Source organism: Prevotella illustrans, assembly GCF_017426725.1.
Lineage (GTDB): Bacteria > Bacteroidota > Bacteroidia > Bacteroidales > Bacteroidaceae > Prevotella > Prevotella illustrans.
In genome coordinates this window covers 67,338-84,154 of sequence record NZ_JAERMS010000005.1, presented here as the reverse complement: position 1 = coordinate 84,154, position 16,817 = coordinate 67,338, and the positions used below count along the sequence as shown (strand labels likewise).

The following is a 16,817-nucleotide window of genomic DNA, read 5'->3' as shown; positions in this document are numbered from 1 at the left end:
ATGGAATACTTGAAACATGAATGTGGAGTGGCAATGATCAGATTACTGAAGCCGCTCGAATATTACCAGAAAAAGTATGGAACTTGGATGTGGGCGTTGAATAAGCTTTATCTGATGATGGAGAAGCAGCATAACCGAGGCCAAGAAGGCGCGGGAATGGCATGCGTAAAATTAAATACGGAACCTGGTAATGAATATATGTTTCGAGAGCGTGCCGAAGGGTCGAATGCGATTACCGAGATATTTGGAAAAGTACATGCTGCTTACAATAATCTTTCTCCGGAAAAACTAAATGATGTAGCATTTGCGAAAGCGAATCTTCCATTTGCCGGCGAAATGTATATGGGACATCTAAGGTACTCTACGACAGGGAAGAGCGGCCTTTCTTACGTTCATCCGTTTTTGAGAAGGAATAATTGGCGTGCCAAGAATTTATGCCTATGTGGTAATTTTAACATGACCAATATTGATGAAATTTTCCACCGACTGACAAAACAAGGCCAGTGTCCGAGAAGATACAGCGACAGCTATATCATGTTGGAGCTTATGGGACACAGATTGGACCGGGAGGTGGAGCGTAATTTTGTCGAAGCCCGGAAACAGGGATATCAAGACGGGGACATTACTCAATATATCGAAGACCATGTAGATACAGTTAATGTTCTGAAATCTTCCATGGAAGGTTTTGATGGCGGGTACGTTGTTTGCGGTCTGACTGGTTCCGGTGAACTTTTCGCGATGCGTGACCCTTGGGGCATTCGTCCGGCTTACTATTATAAGAATGAAGAGTTTGTAGCAGTGGCAAGTGAACGCCCCGTTTTGCAAACGACATTTGATCTCGAAGATAAGGATATCTCTGAATTTTGTCCGGGCACATCCCTTCGAGTAACCAGAAACGGCGAGTGTTTTATCAGTCCTATTTTGGAACCCAAAGGCAATCACGCTTGCTCTTTTGAACGAATCTATTTTTCTCGTGGAAGTGACAAGGATATTTATACAGAGCGCAAGAAGTTAGGGGAGCAGTTGACGGACTCTATCTTAAATGCCGTTGATAATGATTTGGCCCATACGGTATTCTCTTTTATTCCAAACACGGCCGAAGTAGCATTCTACGGGATGCTTCACGGGTTAAGACGCTGGATGAATGACCGAAAGATACGCCAGATAGAGTCTTTGGGGCATAAACCTACACATGAAGAGCTGGAGAAGATTATTTATGAAGATGTACGTAGTGAAAAAGTTGCAATAAAGGATATCAAGTTGAGGACTTTTATCACGGAAGGAAATACCAGAAATGATTTGGCTTCGCATGTGTACGACGTAACCTATGGCAGCTTGGACGCAAATGAAGATAATCTTGTCGTTATCGACGACAGTATTGTACGAGGAACGACGCTAAAGAAAAGTATATTGAGAATCTTAGATCGTCTTCATCCTAAAAAGATAGTTATCGTTTCCAGTGCCCCTCAAATCCGTTATCCTGATTATTATGGAATTGACATGCCTCGGTTGGAGGAATTTTGCGTTTTTCGTGCGACGATGGCACTTTTAAAGGAACGCAACATGACGCATTATGTGCTGGAGGTTTATGAAGCGTGTAAGATGGAATTGCAAAAGCCGAAAGCCGAGCGCCATAATATTGTACGCAAGATTTATGAACCATTCAGTGTGGAGGAAATCAATCGTAAAATTGTGGAAATGTTGCGGCCAACAGGGATGACAACTCCTGTAGAGCTTGTCTATCAGTCTATCGATGGATTGCGTCAGGCAATTCCACAGCACAAGGGAGACTGGTATTTCACGGGGCATTACCCCACACCGGGAGGAACAACCCTTTGCCTTCGGGCCTTTATATATTATATAGATAAATCAACCCTTATATAATGAAAAGCGTAACTTTAGTCTTGGAAGATGGAACTCTGTTTCATGGAAAATCGTTCGGTTATGAACAGCCTGTTGCCGGGGAAGTCGTCTTCAACACAGCAATGATGGGTTATCCTGAGAGTTTGACAGACCCTTCTTATGCCGGCCAGTTGATGACTCTGACTTATCCGTTGGTAGGAAATTATGGTGTGCCTCCCTTTACAATTCGGGCAAACGGTCTGCCTGCCTATATGGAGAGCGATCGCATCTATGCTTCAGCCATTATTGTTTCTGATTATAGTGAACAATATTCTCATTGGAATGCTTCCGAAAGCCTTTCTTCATGGCTCAAGCGCGAAAAGGTTCCGGGAATCACGGGCATAGATACCCGTCAACTGACCAAAGTGCTGCGTGAACATGGCGTGATGATGGGCAAGATTCTTTTTGACGACATGCCGGATATGATTCCCGAAGCTTATTATGAGGGTGTCAATTTCGTGGATAAAGTTTCTTGTAAAGAAATCATTAAATATAACGAGGGAGCCGGACCGAAAGTTATTCTTGTCGATTGCGGCGTCAAAGCCAATATCATTCGTGAATTAATCCAACGCGATGTCGAAGTTATCCGAGTGCCTTGGAACTATGATTATACGTCGATGGATTTTGACGGTTTATTCCTTGCCAATGGTCCCGGTGATCCCGATATGTGCCAAGAAGCGGTTGATGTTATTCGCAAGCAGATGAACAGTAGCCGCAAGCCTATTTGTGGCATCTGCATGGGCAATCAGTTGCTGGCCAAAGCCGGTGGCGCCACAATTTATAAGCTCAAGTATGGGCACCGTTCCCATAACCAACCTGTTCGATTAGTTGGTACTGAGCAATGCTTCATAACGAGCCAGAATCATGGTTACGCAGTTGACGCCTCAACCTTGGATAAAGATTGGGAAGAACTTTTTGTCAATATGAATGATGGCTCTAATGAAGGAATCCGTCATAAGACCAATCCTTGGTTCTCCAGCCAATTCCATCCGGAAGCATCCTCCGGTCCTGTTGATACGGAATTTATGTTTGATAAATTTGTTTCAGCACTTCATCTTTAACGCGATTTACTCCTTATCCAAATAATTGTACTTATGAAAGATAATAATATAAAGAAGGTTTTGATTCTCGGTTCCGGCGCTTTAAAAATTGGCGAGGCAGGAGAGTTTGATTATTCTGGTTCACAAGCCTTGAAGGCGTTGCGTGAAGAAGGAGTAGAGACCGTTTTGATCAATCCTAATATTGCTACCGTTCAGACATCCGAAGGTGTTGCCGACCAAATTTATTTTTTGCCGGTACAGCCTTATTTCGTAGAACGGGTTATTCAAAAAGAAAAGCCCGATGGAATCTTATTGAGCTTTGGAGGCCAAACAGCCTTGAATTGCGGAGTAGAACTTTATCGCTCCGGCATTTTGGAGAAATATGGTGTCAAGGTGTTGGGAACTCCTGTTCAAGCGATTATAGATACAGAAGATCGTGAGTTGTTTGTCGAGAGACTTGATGAAATCAATGTCAAGACCATCAAGAGCCAAGCCTGTGAAAACATAGAAGATGTGCGCAAGGCAGCGGAAGAGTTGGGCTATCCGGTCATTATTCGTGCCGCTTATGCGCTTGGCGGCTTGGGAAGCGGCTTTGCCGACAACGAAGAAGAGTTGAACAAGCTCGCTGAGAAAGCCTTTTCTTTCTCTCCACAGGTACTTGTCGAAAAGAGTCTGAAAGGGTGGAAAGAAATCGAGTATGAGGTCGTTCGCGACCGTTATGACAACTGTATTACGGTATGTAATATGGAAAACTTTGATCCACTTGGAATTCATACCGGTGAGTCTATCGTCATAGCCCCCTCACAGACACTTACCAATAGCGAATACCATAAACTTCGTGCCTTGGCCACCAAGATTATCCGACATATCGGTATTGTTGGCGAATGTAATGTGCAATATGCTTTTGATCCCGTAAGCGAAGACTATCGCGTCATCGAGGTGAACGCTCGTCTGAGCCGTTCTTCGGCCCTCGCGTCGAAGGCAACCGGTTATCCTTTGGCTTTTGTCGCTGCCAAGCTGGGCATGGGCTATGGGCTGTTTGAGTTGAAAAACTCTGTTACAAAGACGACAAGCGCGTTTTTCGAACCGGCATTGGACTATGTCGTTTGTAAAATACCGCGGTGGGACTTGTCAAAGTTCCATGGTGTCGACAAGGAACTTGGATCCAGCATGAAGTCCGTAGGCGAGGTGATGGCCATAGGTCGCAACTTCGAGGAAGCCATTCAGAAAGGACTTCGCATGATCGGGCAAGGCATGCACGGCTTTGTAGAAAACAAGGAACTCGAAATCAAAGATATAGACGCGGCGCTCCGTGAGCCTACCGATAAGCGTGTTTTCGTAATATCCAAGGCAATGCACAAGGGATACACGGTCGACCAGATACATGAACTGACCAAGATTGACCGTTGGTTCCTTTATAAGTTGCAGCATATTATCGATATTGACGAGCGCCTGAAGAAGCGCAATATCAACACGCTCGACAAAGATATCCTGCGTGAGGCCAAGGTCTATGGCTTTACCGACTTCCAGATTGCGCGCGCCGTTAACCTCGAAGAGGAGTTGCACAACATGCACAAGGCTATGCTTGTTGTACGCCGGCTCAGAAAAGGCTACGGGATATTGCCGGTTGTCAAGCAGATAGACACTTTGGCCGCCGAATATCCGGCGCAAACCAATTACCTGTATCTGACTTATGCCGGTACAGCCCACGATATCAACTTTGGAAATCCCGTGTCTTCCGCTATTTCTCCGAATGTTCCTTCGGTCATCGTCTTGGGATCCGGAGCCTATCGTATCGGCTCGTCTGTAGAATTCGACTGGTGTGGCGTGCAAGCGTTGAATACGATTCGTAAGCAGGGATTCCGTTCGGTCATGATTAATTATAATCCCGAGACCGTATCTACCGACTATGACATGTGCGATCGTCTCTACTTCGACGAGTTGACATTTGAGCGGGTGATGGATATCATTGAGCTGGAAAATCCATTTGGTGTCATCGTTTCTACGGGTGGACAAATTCCCAATAACTTGGCTGTCAAGTTGGATGAGCAGAATGTTCCGATTCTGGGAACAAAGGCTTGCGATATAGATAATGCCGAAGACCGGGCCAAGTTCTCTGCCATGCTGACGGAGCACAGCGTCAATCAGCCCGAGTGGAGCGCCTTGACCAGCATGGACGATATCCAAAACTTTATCCGGCGGGTAGGCTTCCCCGTGCTTGTCCGTCCCTCCTATGTCCTTTCGGGAGCGGCTATGAACATCTGCTCCAACGAAGAGGAGTTGGAGAAGTTCCTGCTTCTGGCCGCCAATGTCAGCGAAGACCACCCTGTAGTAGTCTCCAAATTCATTGAAGACGCCAAGGAAATAGAGATGGACGCCGTGGCCTGCGATGGCGAGATCATGGCCTATGCCATCAGTGAGCATATCGAGTTTGCCGGTGTGCATTCCGGCGACGCCACGATCCAATTTCCACCGCAGAAACTCTATGTCGAGACGGTGCGACGCATCAAGCGTGTCAGCCGTGAGATAGCCAAGGCGCTGCATATCAACGGACCGTTTAACATTCAGTTCATGGCCCGTGAAAACGAGATTCTCGTTATCGAATGCAATCTGCGCGCTTCCCGTTCGTTCCCATTTGTGAGCAAAGTACTTAAACTCAATTTGATAGAACTGGCTACCAAGATCATGCTGGGCATTCCCGTGGAGAAACCCAATAAGAATCTTTTCGACCTGGATTGTGTCGGCATCAAAGCCAGCCAGTTCTCTTTCAATCGTTTGCAGAAAGCCGATCCCGTGTTGGGCGTGGATATGAGCTCTACGGGCGAGGTCGGTTGTCTTGGCGATGACACGAGTGCCGCATTGCTGAAGAGCATGTTGAGTGTGGGCCAGCGCGTTCCACGCCACTCAGTCTTGCTGTCTACAGGCGGGGCTAAGCAGAAAGCCGAAATGCTGGAAGCGGCCCGTCGCCTCGTCAACAGTGGCTACGAACTCTATGCCACCGGTGGAACGAGCAAGTATCTGCAGGAGAATGGCATTGCCAATACACTTGTATATTGGCCTTCGGACGAAGGAAAAATGCCGCAGGCTTTAGACCTGTTGCATGAAAGGAAGATTGATATGGTGGTTAATATTCCGAAGAACCTGACCGAGCATGAGCTTACGAATGGCTATAAGATTCGTCGGGCAGCCATCGATCTGAATGTTCCCCTCATCACGAACAGCCGTTTGGCAAGCGCTTTCATCTATGCTTTCTGTACGACGAAGCCGGACGAGATTGATATCAAAGCCTGGGGGGAATATTAAGTTCTCCCGAGGCCTCGGATGAGTAGAATTTACGAAAAGCAGTGTTTCCGAGGCCTCGGATGAGTAGAATTTACGAAAAACAATGTTTCCGAGGCCTCGGATGAGTAGATTTTACAAAAAACAGTGTTTCCGAGGCCTCGGATGAGTAGAATTTGCGAAAAACAGTGTTTCCGCGGCGGCGGATGAGTAGAATTTACGAAAAAACCGCGTTTCCCGACAGTGGGAAACGCGGTTTTTCGTAAAAATGAACATCTTATTTTTTACTCGTGGGTGGCTTTCCGCCACGCCGTATTTTCCTTTTGCGTATAAACCGTGCGGTTTCGTGTTGGATCACTGATGGTGATTCCACAGAATGTATTTATTTTAAAAGTATTCTGTGGATAGGCCGTGTCGCCCTCTCTGTATGGGTTTCGGTAAATCGTATAAATGTAGTCGGTCGTTTTCTTATGAACAATCAAATCTTTCAACGCGTCCCGGAAGTTAGATAGCAAAGGTTGCAGTACGCCCAGTTGTTCCACGTACGACGCTAAGTCGAAGAAAACATGGTTGTCGTAGCCATCTAAGTATTGAATGCTGCTAAGTTTGTTTACATCGAATGAGTAGGTCTGGTTAATCGCTTTCATCACTTGGGCCATCTTTTCGATGTAAGTGCCGCATCGTATGACAGACAGCGCGCCGTATGGCAGGTCCGAATTTTGATAATAGTTATAAAATCCTTCTACCCATTTCTCGTAATCGGGTTCACCAAGCATATATTGGAAAATGGAGCCATAAGGCATTCCTTCACCCATCACCTCACTGGTTGAGGCGACGAGATGGTTCGTCACGTCTTTCAATTCGTAGGCAGTTTCAGCGTTCGCCATATAGCAGTCGTCGAAGCATATATAGGTCGTTTTCTTGATGGCCGAGTGTGAGATGGCGTAGCTCAAGTCGCTTACGTCATATTGCGTCTCTTCGCCGATTCCTCCGAATGCCCGGCTTTGGGCACGTGGCATGGTCTCATCGCTGCCACGGGGAGTCCAGCCGCTGCCGTGGCTGCCTATCAATAGGGCGTAACTCGTTGTGTGGCTGTAAGAATTTACTAAGTTAAGCAGGCTTAGCAGGTTTTCCTTTGATACCGTGTGATACCTGGCATTGACATTCAGGGTGTCGAACTCACATTGCTGCTTGGTCTTGTTGAAGCGCATTCTGAAGATGACACTTTGATTTTGTGAATTTGCCTTATACACAATCACGTCGGTCTTGTGTGTGCTCTTTTCCTTATTGATCGCGGCCTTCATCGAGGTGATATTCTTATTGAAAAAATCCGTCAACGCGTTGCCGGAGGATGTCGCGGAGCCTGTCCACGGCATATAAACAAAGAGCGTGCGATTGGGTATCTCGTATTGGTCGGGTTCGGGAACATCGTCTTTGTGACAGCTCACTGCCGAAAAAACAGTGGTGAGCAATATGCAATAGGACAAAAACTTCTTCATGTTGAATCGGTTATGGTGAATACTTAATGGGAGAGATCAGGCCGGCAAAGTCTAACGATTGTCAGCCTGGTCTGATTAGTAAGCCTACTTCTTTTTCAGTTCTTCGATCGTCTGTTTGAGTGTTGCTATTTTCTCCTCAGAGTCACTTTGCTTCTTGCGCTCCAGTGCTACGACTGTTTCCGGCGCGTGAGCCATGAATTTCTCATTGGCCAGTTTCTTCTTGATTCCGGCCAGAAATCCTTCCAGATGTTTCAGCTCTTTCTCTGCCTTTTCCAGTTCTGCCTTGACGTCAATCAGGTCGCCCACGGGCACGGCAAACTCGTCTGTGCCTACCATGAAACTGCTGGCGTCGGCGGTCTTTTCGCCGATTATGGTGATGTTGCTTAGGTTGGCCATCTTCATGATGGCGGGATTGAACCGCTCAAAATGATTTTCTCCGACAGCCTGCAGCTCAAGCGTTTCCTTGGGTGCGATGTTCTTCTGATTGCGGATGGCACGCACGCCGGCTACAATCTGCTTCATCGATTCAAATTGTTCGGTCAGTTTCAGTTCGCTCTCTGTCGGGGCGTCGATGCTTAACGTCGCTTTCATGATGCTCTCGCCGGCCTTGCGGTCGTAAATATGCTGCCACAATTCTTCGGTGATAAAGGGCATGAACGGATGCAGCATTTTGAGCAGCGCGTCAAAGAAGCGTAGGGTAGCCTCGTAGGTCGTCTCGTCGACAGGCTGGGCCTGACCGTCAACGTACGCGGGCTTCACCATCTCTAAGTACCAGCTTGAGAACTCGTCCCAAAATAGTTTGTAAACGGTCATCAACGCTTCAGAAATGCGGTAGTCCTTAAACAGTTTCTGCATTTCGTCGTTCACCTCTTTCAATTTGGCTTCAAACCATTCTACGGCCAGCTTGCTGACAACAGGCTGTTCTACCTTGGCGGTGTTCCAGCCCTGTACGAGTCTGAACGCGTTCCAAATCTTGTTGTTGAAGTTGCGGCCTTGTTCACAGAGCGCCTCGTCAAAGAGGATGTCATTGCCCGCGGGGGCCGCCAACATCATGCCCATGCGCACGCCGTCGGCTCCGTATTTCTCAATCAGCGCGATGGGATCGGGCGAGTTGCCCAGCGATTTGCTCATCTTACGCCCCAGTTTGTCGCGCACGATACCCGTGAAATACACATGCTTGAACGGCATGGTATGCTGATACTCGTAGCCGGCCATAATCATGCGGGCCACCCAGAAGAAGATGATGTCCGGGCCGGTCACTAAGTCGGCAGTGGGGTAGTAGTAGTTAATTTCTTCATTATCGGGATTGTTGATACCGTCGAAGAGCGAAATTGGCCACAACCATGACGAGAACCATGTGTCAAGGGCGTCTTCGTCCTGTGACAGGTCGGCCAAAGTCAAACCGGCGTTCTTCTGTTGTGCCATCTTCAGAGCCTCTTCGGCTGTTTCCGCTACCACAACATCTTTCTTGCCATCAGCCGTTGTGAAATAATAAGCAGGAATACGATGGCCCCACCATAACTGACGACTGATGCACCAGTCCTTGATATTCTCCAACCAGTGACGATACGTATTCTTGTATTTCTTGGGATAGAACTCGATGTCATCATCCATAACCGGATTGAGAGAAATGTCGGCAAAGTGTTGCATCTTCAAGAACCACTGTGTTGAGAGCTTCGGTTCGATGGGTACGTTGGTGCGCTCCGAGAAACCAACCTTATTGTCGTAGTCCTCTATCTTTTCCATCAGATCGGATGTCTGCAAGTCTTTGGCAATCTGTTTGCGCACAGCCATGCGGTCTTGACCTATATAGAGACCGGCTGCTTCCGAGAGAGTTCCGTTGTCATTGAAGATGTCAATGGTTTCCAGTCCATGCTTCAGACCGAGCGCATGGTCGTTGATGTCGTGTGCCGGTGTCACTTTCAGACATCCCGTACCGAATTGCGTGTCCACATAAGTGTCCTCTATGACGGGTACAACGCGGTTGACCAGCGGAACAATGACATGAAGTCCCTTCAGCCAAGTATTCTTTACATCTTCAGGGTTAATACACATGGCTGAGTCACCCATGATGGTTTCCGGACGAGTTGTGGCCACGACGGCATAGTAGCCATTCGCGTCCCGGTGCATTACATTGCCTTCGTCCTTGCGCTCCACCTTGCTTTGGTCTTCCTTTGCTACGTAATATTTTAAGTAGAACAGTTTAGAATGTTCTTCCTTATAGATGACTTCTTCGTCTGAAAGGGCCGTCTGTGCTTGTGGATCCCAGTTCACCATTCTCACGCCCCGGTAGATATAGCCTTTGTTGTAGAGGTCTACAAAAACCTTGATGACGCTCTCCGAACGGATTTCGTCCATCGTGAAGCCCGTGCGATCCCAGTCGCAGGAACAGCCCAATCTGCGCAACTGCTTCAGAATGATACCGCCATGCTCGCGTGTCCACTCCCAAGCATGCTCCAGAAACTGTTCACGGGTGAGGTCGGTCTTTTTGATTCCTTCCTGCGCGAGTTTGTTCACCACCTTGGCTTCTGTAGCAATGGAAGCATGATCCGTACCCGGCACCCAGCACGCGTTCTTCCCTTCCATTCTGGCACGTCTTACGAGGATGTCTTGGATGGTATTGTTGAGCATGTGCCCCATGTGGAGTACGCCTGTTACATTAGGTGGAGGAATCACCACCGTATAAGGCTCTCTGCCATCCGGCTTACTGCTGAAAAGCTTGTTGTCGAGCCAGTACTGATACCATTTCGACTCCACGGATTGTGGATCATACTTACTTGCTAATTCCATATTTATGTTCTATTTTGTTTATTCTTCATTAAAAACGCTGCAAATTTACTAACTTTTAGCGTAAAATGGCTATCTTTGCAGTAATAATTACAGCTATTGACCGTGTTTTAATGGCTTTGTTAATTTGATGAATTGTTTTATTAAAAAGTATTGCTGTGCATACAAAACAAGAAAAGCTCGATGCCTTCAGCAGGTTGCTTGACGTTCAAGACCGTTTAAGGCAAGAGTGTCCCTGGGATAAGAAGCAGACGACAGCTTCTTTGCGTCCTAATACAATCGAAGAAGTTTACGAACTATGCGACGCCTTGCTCAATCATGACACCCAAGAAACCATGAAGGAGTTAGGCGACGTCATGGAACATGTGGTCTTCTACGCCCTGATGGCCAGTGAGACGGGCGACTTTGATATTGCTGACGTCTGTAATCAGCAGGCAGATAAGCTGATGTTTCGCCATCCATTTATCAACTGGAAAGAGAACGGCGATTGGTCGGTGAGCAATCCGGACATGAAAATCAACGCGCAAGGACAGGTTGTTTACAAATCCGAAGAGCCGGTCTCCGACGATCATCCCGAGACGGCAAGCGAGGTGGAGATGACCTGGGAGCAGGTGAAACAGAAAGAAAAAGGGGGCAACGAGACCGTATTGAGCGGTGTACCCAAGTCGCTGCCTTCCATGATCAAGGCCTATCGCATTCAGGACAAGGCCCGCAACGTGGGGTTCGACTGGCGGCACCCGGAAGATGTATGGGGAAAAGTGCGCGAGGAACTGGACGAACTGGAATGTGAGTTGAAGAAAAACGACGCGGAGAAGGCTACCCGTGAATTAGGCGATTTCCTCTTCAGTATCATTAATGCGGCCCGACTTTACAAACTCAATCCCGATAACGCGCTTGAATATACCAACCAGAAGTTTATTCGGCGGTTCAGTTATATAGAACGAGCTTTAATGGAGCGAAATAAGTCCTTCACTGATACTACGTTAGAGGAAATGGATCAGTTGTGGAATGAAGTAAAACAAAATGAAGCAAAATAGTATGATATATCTTATGAAACGAACAATTTTGGGATTGGGATTGGCTTTCCTTCTGACTGCTTGCAATCACCAGAAGACTCCCCGGGCTATGTCTGCTGTTGACTCCATGTCGGCAGAGCTCGCGCAAGACTCAACCGTGTATGGTGTTTGTGGTGAAGGCACCGCCATGCACACGCTTGAATTAATCAAGGATGATGGCGATACTACCAGATTTTTCATCGAGGATGGAGAAGGAGCGGAGCCTATCGTAAAAGGCGGCCTCCTTACGGGCGACCGAATGGCGGTCGTGGGGCACACGGTTGACGGAGAACTCGTGGCCGATAACGTGATAAACCTCACGGCATTGCTGGGACGATGGACAAGTATCGATAAGAATTTTGAGATTCAGGAGGGGGGGGGGGTTGCTTCCAATGTTCAGGCCGAGACCAACCCTTGGACTTCGTGGAAGATCTTCAATGGGCACTTACTGCTGAATACGGATACTTTCAAGATCAACAATTTGGGTGCTGATTCATTGTATTTAGAGAATGTAAGCGGTATATTCACTTACAAACGCCAGCAATAATTTGGAACCGTTTAGAATCCATATCTTAGGTTGTGGCAGTGCTTTGCCCACTCCGCGTCATTGTGCCTCGTCTCAAGTGGTAGAGATACGAGGTAAAATGTTTATGATAGATTGTGGCGAAGGCACGCAGGTACAGCTACGCCATTCTCATATCAGCTTTACCAAGATTCGGGCAGTTTTTATTTCCCATCTCCACGGCGACCATTGTTTCGGACTGATAGGCATGATATCGACTTTCGGTATGCTGGGTCGTATCAACGACTTGCACGTTTATGCGCCTCAAGAGCTGGAATCTATTCTCGATGCGCAACTGAAACTGTTTTGCCCAAGTTTGGATTATAAAGTGATATTTCATGCGGTCGACACGGCTCAACAGGCTGTTATCTATGAAGACCGCAGCTTGACGGTAGAGTCACTGCCGCTTGATCACCGCGTTCCTTGCTGTGGTTTTCTTTTCCACGAGAAAGAGACGGCCCGCCATATCTTGCGGGATATGATCGATTGTTATGAGATACCCATCTCACAAATCAACAATATCAAGTTGGGAGCTGATTGGGTGACCGACGACGGAGAGGTTATTCCTAACGAACGGCTTACCTCGCCGGGTACGCCAGGCCGCAGTTACGCCTATTGCAGCGACACACGCTACCTGCCGGAGTTGGTAGAGCGTATTCGTCAGGTAGATTTGCTCTATCACGAAAGCACCTATACGGACGACTTGGCTGACCGGGCTAAACTTTATTATCACAGTACGGCCCGACAGGCTGCCACCATTGCCAAGCAGGCGCAAGTAGGCAAACTGCTATTGGGCCATTACAGTGCCCGTTACGAATGTGAAGATGTAATCTTGCAAGAAGCCAAAAGCGTTTTCCCCAACTCATATCTGTCAGATGAAGGTATGGTTGTTGACGTGTAATTGTCAATTTTTACTCATAAATTTCGCGCTTTATTTTTCTTTGAAATAAAGCAAATAAAAGCCGAAAACAGCTCTTTTATGGTCTGTTTTCGGCTTCTTGGTTCACTTTCTGACGCTTATTTGCCGTCAAAGCAGCCCTTTTACACGCTTATAACATACATTTGGCTCGCCCAAAGCACCTCTTTGAGCTTCTAAAAGCAGCCCTTTTACACGCTAAAAGCATAACTATTACCGGATTGTTATCAAACGAAAGGAAGCCTTTTGTATTTAAGTTCCTGATAATCAGTGAATAACTCAACTAATGGAAATACGGCCGTTTTTTCGTACAGAATTCTTTTTCTTGCAAAAAAGCGATTCTATAAGCGTGTTTTGTCAAATAATTTTAGAATATTTTTTTGTCGGTCGCTGGTTAAAAAGCGTGTTAAAAAACCGTAATTAGGCAATAAGTTGCGATTTTGTCTTTAAAATTTCAACTATAATTTATAACTTTGCTTTCATAAGTGATGATAGGATTAGCATGATAAATCGCCTTTTCTCAATTACGTTCTTGCTGCTGGTTTTGCTTGGCATACCTGTCGGTTCTTGGGCTGAGACAGTCGGAGAACCCTTAGAGCAACTGCGGCAGCCTGAGATAGAAATATCGGTGGAAGGGGGAACATTACGTGTTTTGAATGCTGTGGGGCAAAAATTATACGTTTATAATGTGACAGGTGTCTTGGTGAAGACATGTGTGATTGACAGTCCGGATAAGCGTATCGATTTGGCTTTGGGCAGAGGCTGTTATATTGTTAAGGTCGGCACGTTTGCCCGTAAGATTTATTTAAGATAATCCTGGCATTTTGAAACGACGCTCTTTTTTATTTCTATTTGTCATATCCGTACTTTTGTTGGCTTGCAACGAGGGTGTGAAGAATCCCAATACCACTTTAACATTGGAATCTTACGCGCGTTTCAAGGAGGCGGCATACCAATTGGATGAGGGCAAAATCAAGACCGAACTGCTCAAATTAGTACATGAAGACACCGATTCCATGACGGCCGACTATCGTGCTCGCAGCTATTATCTTCGCAATAAGACTTTTCTTTGGCTGGACCGACAGGGAGTTGACAGGCGGGCGGATTCCGTAGTAAGCTATATAAAGGATGTGGAGCAAATGGGCTTCAGCAGGGAGAAATTTCGTTATTCGCAGTTACGGGAAGACTTACGGCGGTTTCATGAATTGGATTTTGATGGTGGGAATACCATCAACCGTGTGGCTGCCCGTCTGGAGTATAATCTGACAAAGGCTTTCTTTAGGTATTCGATCGGACAGCGTTTCGGTTTTGTCAATCCCCGCTATGTGTTGAATCGGATAGATTTGCTGGACGATGATTCTACGAAAACATCCTATAGAGTGCTGTATGACGTGCATACAGACAAATTTGATAAGCGTTTTTATAGGCTGATGCTTGACAAGATAAGGCATGACAGTGTAGCTTCGTTCCTGAAAGAGATTCAACCGACCGGACCACTTTATACCCGTTTGAAAAATGAATTGGCAACGGTGCGGCGTTTTTCGCGGGAGCGAACGCGAATACTTTGTAATATGGAACGCTGTCGATGGCGACACAATGACTATCCGGCGATGCACAGAAAATATGTAATTGTGAATCTGCCGTCTTTCCATCTGCAAGCCGTAGATGGTGACAGTGTGTTGGACATGCGTATCGGGTGTGGGTCGAATGAAACTAAAACGCCGTTGCTGACGAGTCGAATCAAGCGGATGGATATCAATCCGCTGTGGGTTCTGCCACGTTCTATCATAAAAAAAGACGTATTGAAACATGTGGGCAATGCCGATTATTTCTATTCGCGTAATTTTTTTGTCAAGGAACGGAAGACGGGGCGTGTGATCGAGCCGGCACATATAACGACAGAAATGTTGACGAGCAAAGACTTTCTGTTGGCTCAGAAAGGAGGCGAAGGCAACTCGCTTGGACGCATTATCTTCCGATTTGATAATAATTTTTCTGTTTTTCTGCACGATACAAGTTCTAAAACCGTGTTCCGTCAGCAAGATCGGGATGTGTCACATGGCTGTATCAGGGTGGAGAAGCCCTATGAACTGGCCGTCTTTATGTTGGAAGATAAGGATAAGCGCATAACAGACAAACTGGCTTATTCGATGGGCGCGCAAGAGATAGAACCCAATCCGGATTTACCCGAAGGCGAAAAAGACACACTGCGGACGGATATGCTGCTTCGCAGTGTCGGCTTGAAGCCCTTGGTTCCTTTGTTTATCACCTATTTTACGATTTATCCGGACGAGAGCGGCCGGTTACGACAATATCCGGATATCTATGGTTATGATCGAGTGATAAGTCACCATTTAAGGAATTACTTTTGAAAATAGACGAAGAGCAAATATTGAAGTTACTTGGTGACGCGAGTAGTTGCAAGCAAGGATTCTCGTTACTCGTGGCCCGGTATAGTGAACCGCTGTACTGGAAGATTCGCCATGTCGTACTTGATCATGATGATGCCGATGATATTCTGCAAAATACGTTTCTGAAAGCGTGGAACAATCTGGACCGGTTTGAAGGCAGATCCAGCCTGTTGACATGGTTGTATCGTATAGCTTATAATGAAGCGCTTGATTTTCTGCGTCGTCAGAAAAAGTTCAGCACGATAGGGAATAGTATGGATGAGTCTGTGGCCGAGCGCCTGTTGGCCGACGAATACTTCGATGGCGATGAAACACAGGCCCGGCTTCAGGCGGCTGTCGCAGGGCTGCCGGAGGTGCAGCGTGCGGTGTTCACGATGCGTTACTTTGAAGAGATGAAATATTCACAAATTAGTCAGATACTGGGGACAAGTGAAGGCGCCTTAAAAGCCAGTTATCATCTTGCCGTAAAGAAAATAGTAGATTATTTCCACATGAAGGATTAAACTTTGAGAGCGTTATTTCGTCACTATAATAAAACAGAATGAAACTATGGATCGAGAAGAAAATAAAATCCTAAAACAATTTGGCCGCATGAACCGTTTTAAAGTTCCGGAAGGGTATTTTGACCATCTGTCGGAAGAAATTCTGTCGAATTTGCCCGATGAATCGGTAAAGTCTGTAGCCATGAAACCTATAGCGCGGCCCTCTTACCGTTGGTTGAAAGTGGCCATGTTGGTAGGTGTGGTTTCCGCTTCATCCTTATTGGGGCTGCGTTATATGTCAACCGACTCCCCGGATGACTTTGGCGCAGGTGCCTATTCTCACAATGCGGCCTATTCGATCATCGATGAAATTGCGGATTACACCATGATGGATAATGAAGAAATCTACGCGTCGCTCATTGATAATAACTAATTTATGCGCAATATTAAAATTATAACATTTTCGTTTATCGGATTATTGATATCTTTACAGGTGTGGGCGGAAGACCCGAAAGGTGCGAAGCCTAAATTTGACCCGCTAAAATTTCAGGCGGCTTTGGAGCGTTTTATCACGTTGGAAGCTGAGCTGACGACAGATGAGGCAGCTCGTTTTTTTCCGGTTTATAGGGAGATGATGAAACGGCAGCGTGCTTATTTTGAGCAAGTGCGCCGCTATCGTCATACCGATACGTCGGACGATAAAGCCTGCCGCGAAGCAATCATCAAAAGCGACTTGATAGATATTCAATTAAAGAAGATTCAACAATCTTATCACCAAAAGTTCTTGAAGATACTGCCGGCAGGCAAAGTGTTGCGTATATTGAAGGCGGAAGAGCGCTTTCATCGCCGTGCGTTCAGAAGAGCGTTTGACAAGAAATAGCATG

The 16,817-nt window shown here is 46.6% G+C and carries 13 protein-coding genes; 11 read left to right on the top strand and 2 right to left on the bottom strand.

Translation table 11 applies throughout. From position 1 onward, the window contains the following. Genes JHU38_RS03070 through carB form a run of 3 tightly spaced genes read left to right on the top strand, consistent with a single transcriptional unit; the run spans nucleotide 1 to nucleotide 6,245 of the window. Nucleotides 1-1,884, top strand: a complete 1,884-nt coding sequence (locus JHU38_RS03070; RefSeq protein ID WP_107580853.1) for an amidophosphoribosyltransferase — start codon at nucleotides 1-3, stop codon at nucleotides 1,882-1,884. Further along, the gene (gene carA, locus JHU38_RS03065; protein ID WP_107580852.1) at nucleotides 1,884-2,963 is read left to right on the top strand and encodes a glutamine-hydrolyzing carbamoyl-phosphate synthase small subunit; all 1,080 of its coding nucleotides are present in this window, start codon (nucleotides 1,884-1,886) and stop codon (nucleotides 2,961-2,963) included. Before JHU38_RS03070 ends, carA begins: the two co-directional genes overlap by 1 nt. Nucleotides 2,964-2,996: 33 nt before the next feature. Beyond that, nucleotides 2,997-6,245 (top strand): carbamoyl-phosphate synthase (glutamine-hydrolyzing) large subunit, encoded by a 3,249-nt coding sequence (gene carB, locus JHU38_RS03060; RefSeq protein ID WP_107580851.1) that lies wholly within the window; start codon nucleotides 2,997-2,999, stop codon nucleotides 6,243-6,245. 260 nt (nucleotides 6,246-6,505) lie between these two features. Here carB and JHU38_RS03055 read toward each other — a convergent pair whose 3' ends face one another. Further along, nucleotides 6,506-7,720 carry a clostripain-related cysteine peptidase gene (locus tag JHU38_RS03055; RefSeq protein ID WP_107580850.1) on the bottom strand — a complete coding sequence of 405 codons (1,215 nt, stop codon included), beginning with the start codon at nucleotides 7,718-7,720 and terminating at the stop codon, nucleotides 6,506-6,508. Between the two features lie 84 nt (nucleotides 7,721-7,804). Next, nucleotides 7,805-10,510 carry a valine--tRNA ligase gene (locus JHU38_RS03050; RefSeq protein WP_107580849.1) on the bottom strand — a complete coding sequence of 902 codons (2,706 nt, stop codon included), beginning with the start codon at nucleotides 10,508-10,510 and terminating at the stop codon, nucleotides 7,805-7,807. A gap of 155 nt (nucleotides 10,511-10,665) precedes the next feature. Here JHU38_RS03050 and mazG point away from each other — a divergent pair, with 155 nt between their 5' ends. From mazG to JHU38_RS03010, 8 genes are all read left to right on the top strand, one after another. After that, nucleotides 10,666-11,544 (top strand): nucleoside triphosphate pyrophosphohydrolase, encoded by an 879-nt coding sequence (gene mazG, locus JHU38_RS03045; RefSeq protein WP_107580848.1) that lies wholly within the window; start codon nucleotides 10,666-10,668, stop codon nucleotides 11,542-11,544. A 13-nt stretch (nucleotides 11,545-11,557) separates the two neighbouring features. After that, on the top strand, nucleotides 11,558-12,109 hold the full coding sequence (locus tag JHU38_RS03040; RefSeq protein WP_107582263.1) for a lipoprotein: 552 nt from the start codon (nucleotides 11,558-11,560) through the stop codon (nucleotides 12,107-12,109). 1 nt (nucleotide 12,110) lies between these two features. Further along, nucleotides 12,111-13,025 carry a ribonuclease Z gene (locus JHU38_RS03035; RefSeq protein WP_107580847.1) on the top strand — a complete coding sequence of 305 codons (915 nt, stop codon included), beginning with the start codon at nucleotides 12,111-12,113 and terminating at the stop codon, nucleotides 13,023-13,025. A 517-nt stretch (nucleotides 13,026-13,542) separates the two neighbouring features. Further along, complete coding sequence (locus JHU38_RS03030) at nucleotides 13,543-13,854, top strand: DUF6383 domain-containing protein (protein ID WP_107580846.1); 312 nt, start codon at nucleotides 13,543-13,545, stop codon at nucleotides 13,852-13,854. Nucleotides 13,855-13,930: 76 nt separating this feature from the next. Then, entirely contained in the window at nucleotides 13,931-15,412 is a 1,482-nt protein-coding gene (locus JHU38_RS03025; protein WP_317196009.1) for a L,D-transpeptidase scaffold domain-containing protein, read from the top strand. Further along, complete coding sequence (locus tag JHU38_RS03020) at nucleotides 15,409-15,954, top strand: RNA polymerase sigma factor (RefSeq protein ID WP_107580844.1); 546 nt, start codon at nucleotides 15,409-15,411, stop codon at nucleotides 15,952-15,954. Before JHU38_RS03025 ends, JHU38_RS03020 begins: the two co-directional genes overlap by 4 nt. Nucleotides 15,955-16,042: 88 nt before the next feature. Beyond that, nucleotides 16,043-16,366 carry a hypothetical protein gene (locus JHU38_RS03015; protein ID WP_158267257.1) on the top strand — a complete coding sequence of 108 codons (324 nt, stop codon included), beginning with the start codon at nucleotides 16,043-16,045 and terminating at the stop codon, nucleotides 16,364-16,366. Nucleotides 16,367-16,369: 3 nt separating this feature from the next. After that, nucleotides 16,370-16,813, top strand: coding sequence for a hypothetical protein (locus tag JHU38_RS03010; RefSeq protein WP_232369815.1), 444 nt, complete (start codon nucleotides 16,370-16,372; stop codon nucleotides 16,811-16,813). Nucleotides 16,814-16,817: the final 4 nt, after the last annotated feature.

Coding starts and splice junctions, on each gene's coding strand:
- JHU38_RS03010 (WP_232369815.1), top strand. CDS start 16,370: ATGCGCAATATTAAAATTATAACATTTTCGTTTATCGGATTATTGATA.
- JHU38_RS03055 (WP_107580850.1), bottom strand. CDS start 7,720: ATGAAGAAGTTTTTGTCCTATTGCATATTGCTCACCACTGTTTTTTCG.
- JHU38_RS03030 (WP_107580846.1), top strand. CDS start 13,543: ATGATAAATCGCCTTTTCTCAATTACGTTCTTGCTGCTGGTTTTGCTT.
- JHU38_RS03015 (WP_158267257.1), top strand. CDS start 16,043: ATGAACCGTTTTAAAGTTCCGGAAGGGTATTTTGACCATCTGTCGGAA.
- carB (WP_107580851.1), top strand. CDS start 2,997: ATGAAAGATAATAATATAAAGAAGGTTTTGATTCTCGGTTCCGGCGCT.
- JHU38_RS03070 (WP_107580853.1), top strand. CDS start 1: ATGGAATACTTGAAACATGAATGTGGAGTGGCAATGATCAGATTACTG.
- carA (WP_107580852.1), top strand. CDS start 1,884: ATGAAAAGCGTAACTTTAGTCTTGGAAGATGGAACTCTGTTTCATGGA.
- JHU38_RS03040 (WP_107582263.1), top strand. CDS start 11,558: ATGAAACGAACAATTTTGGGATTGGGATTGGCTTTCCTTCTGACTGCT.
- JHU38_RS03050 (WP_107580849.1), bottom strand. CDS start 10,510: ATGGAATTAGCAAGTAAGTATGATCCACAATCCGTGGAGTCGAAATGG.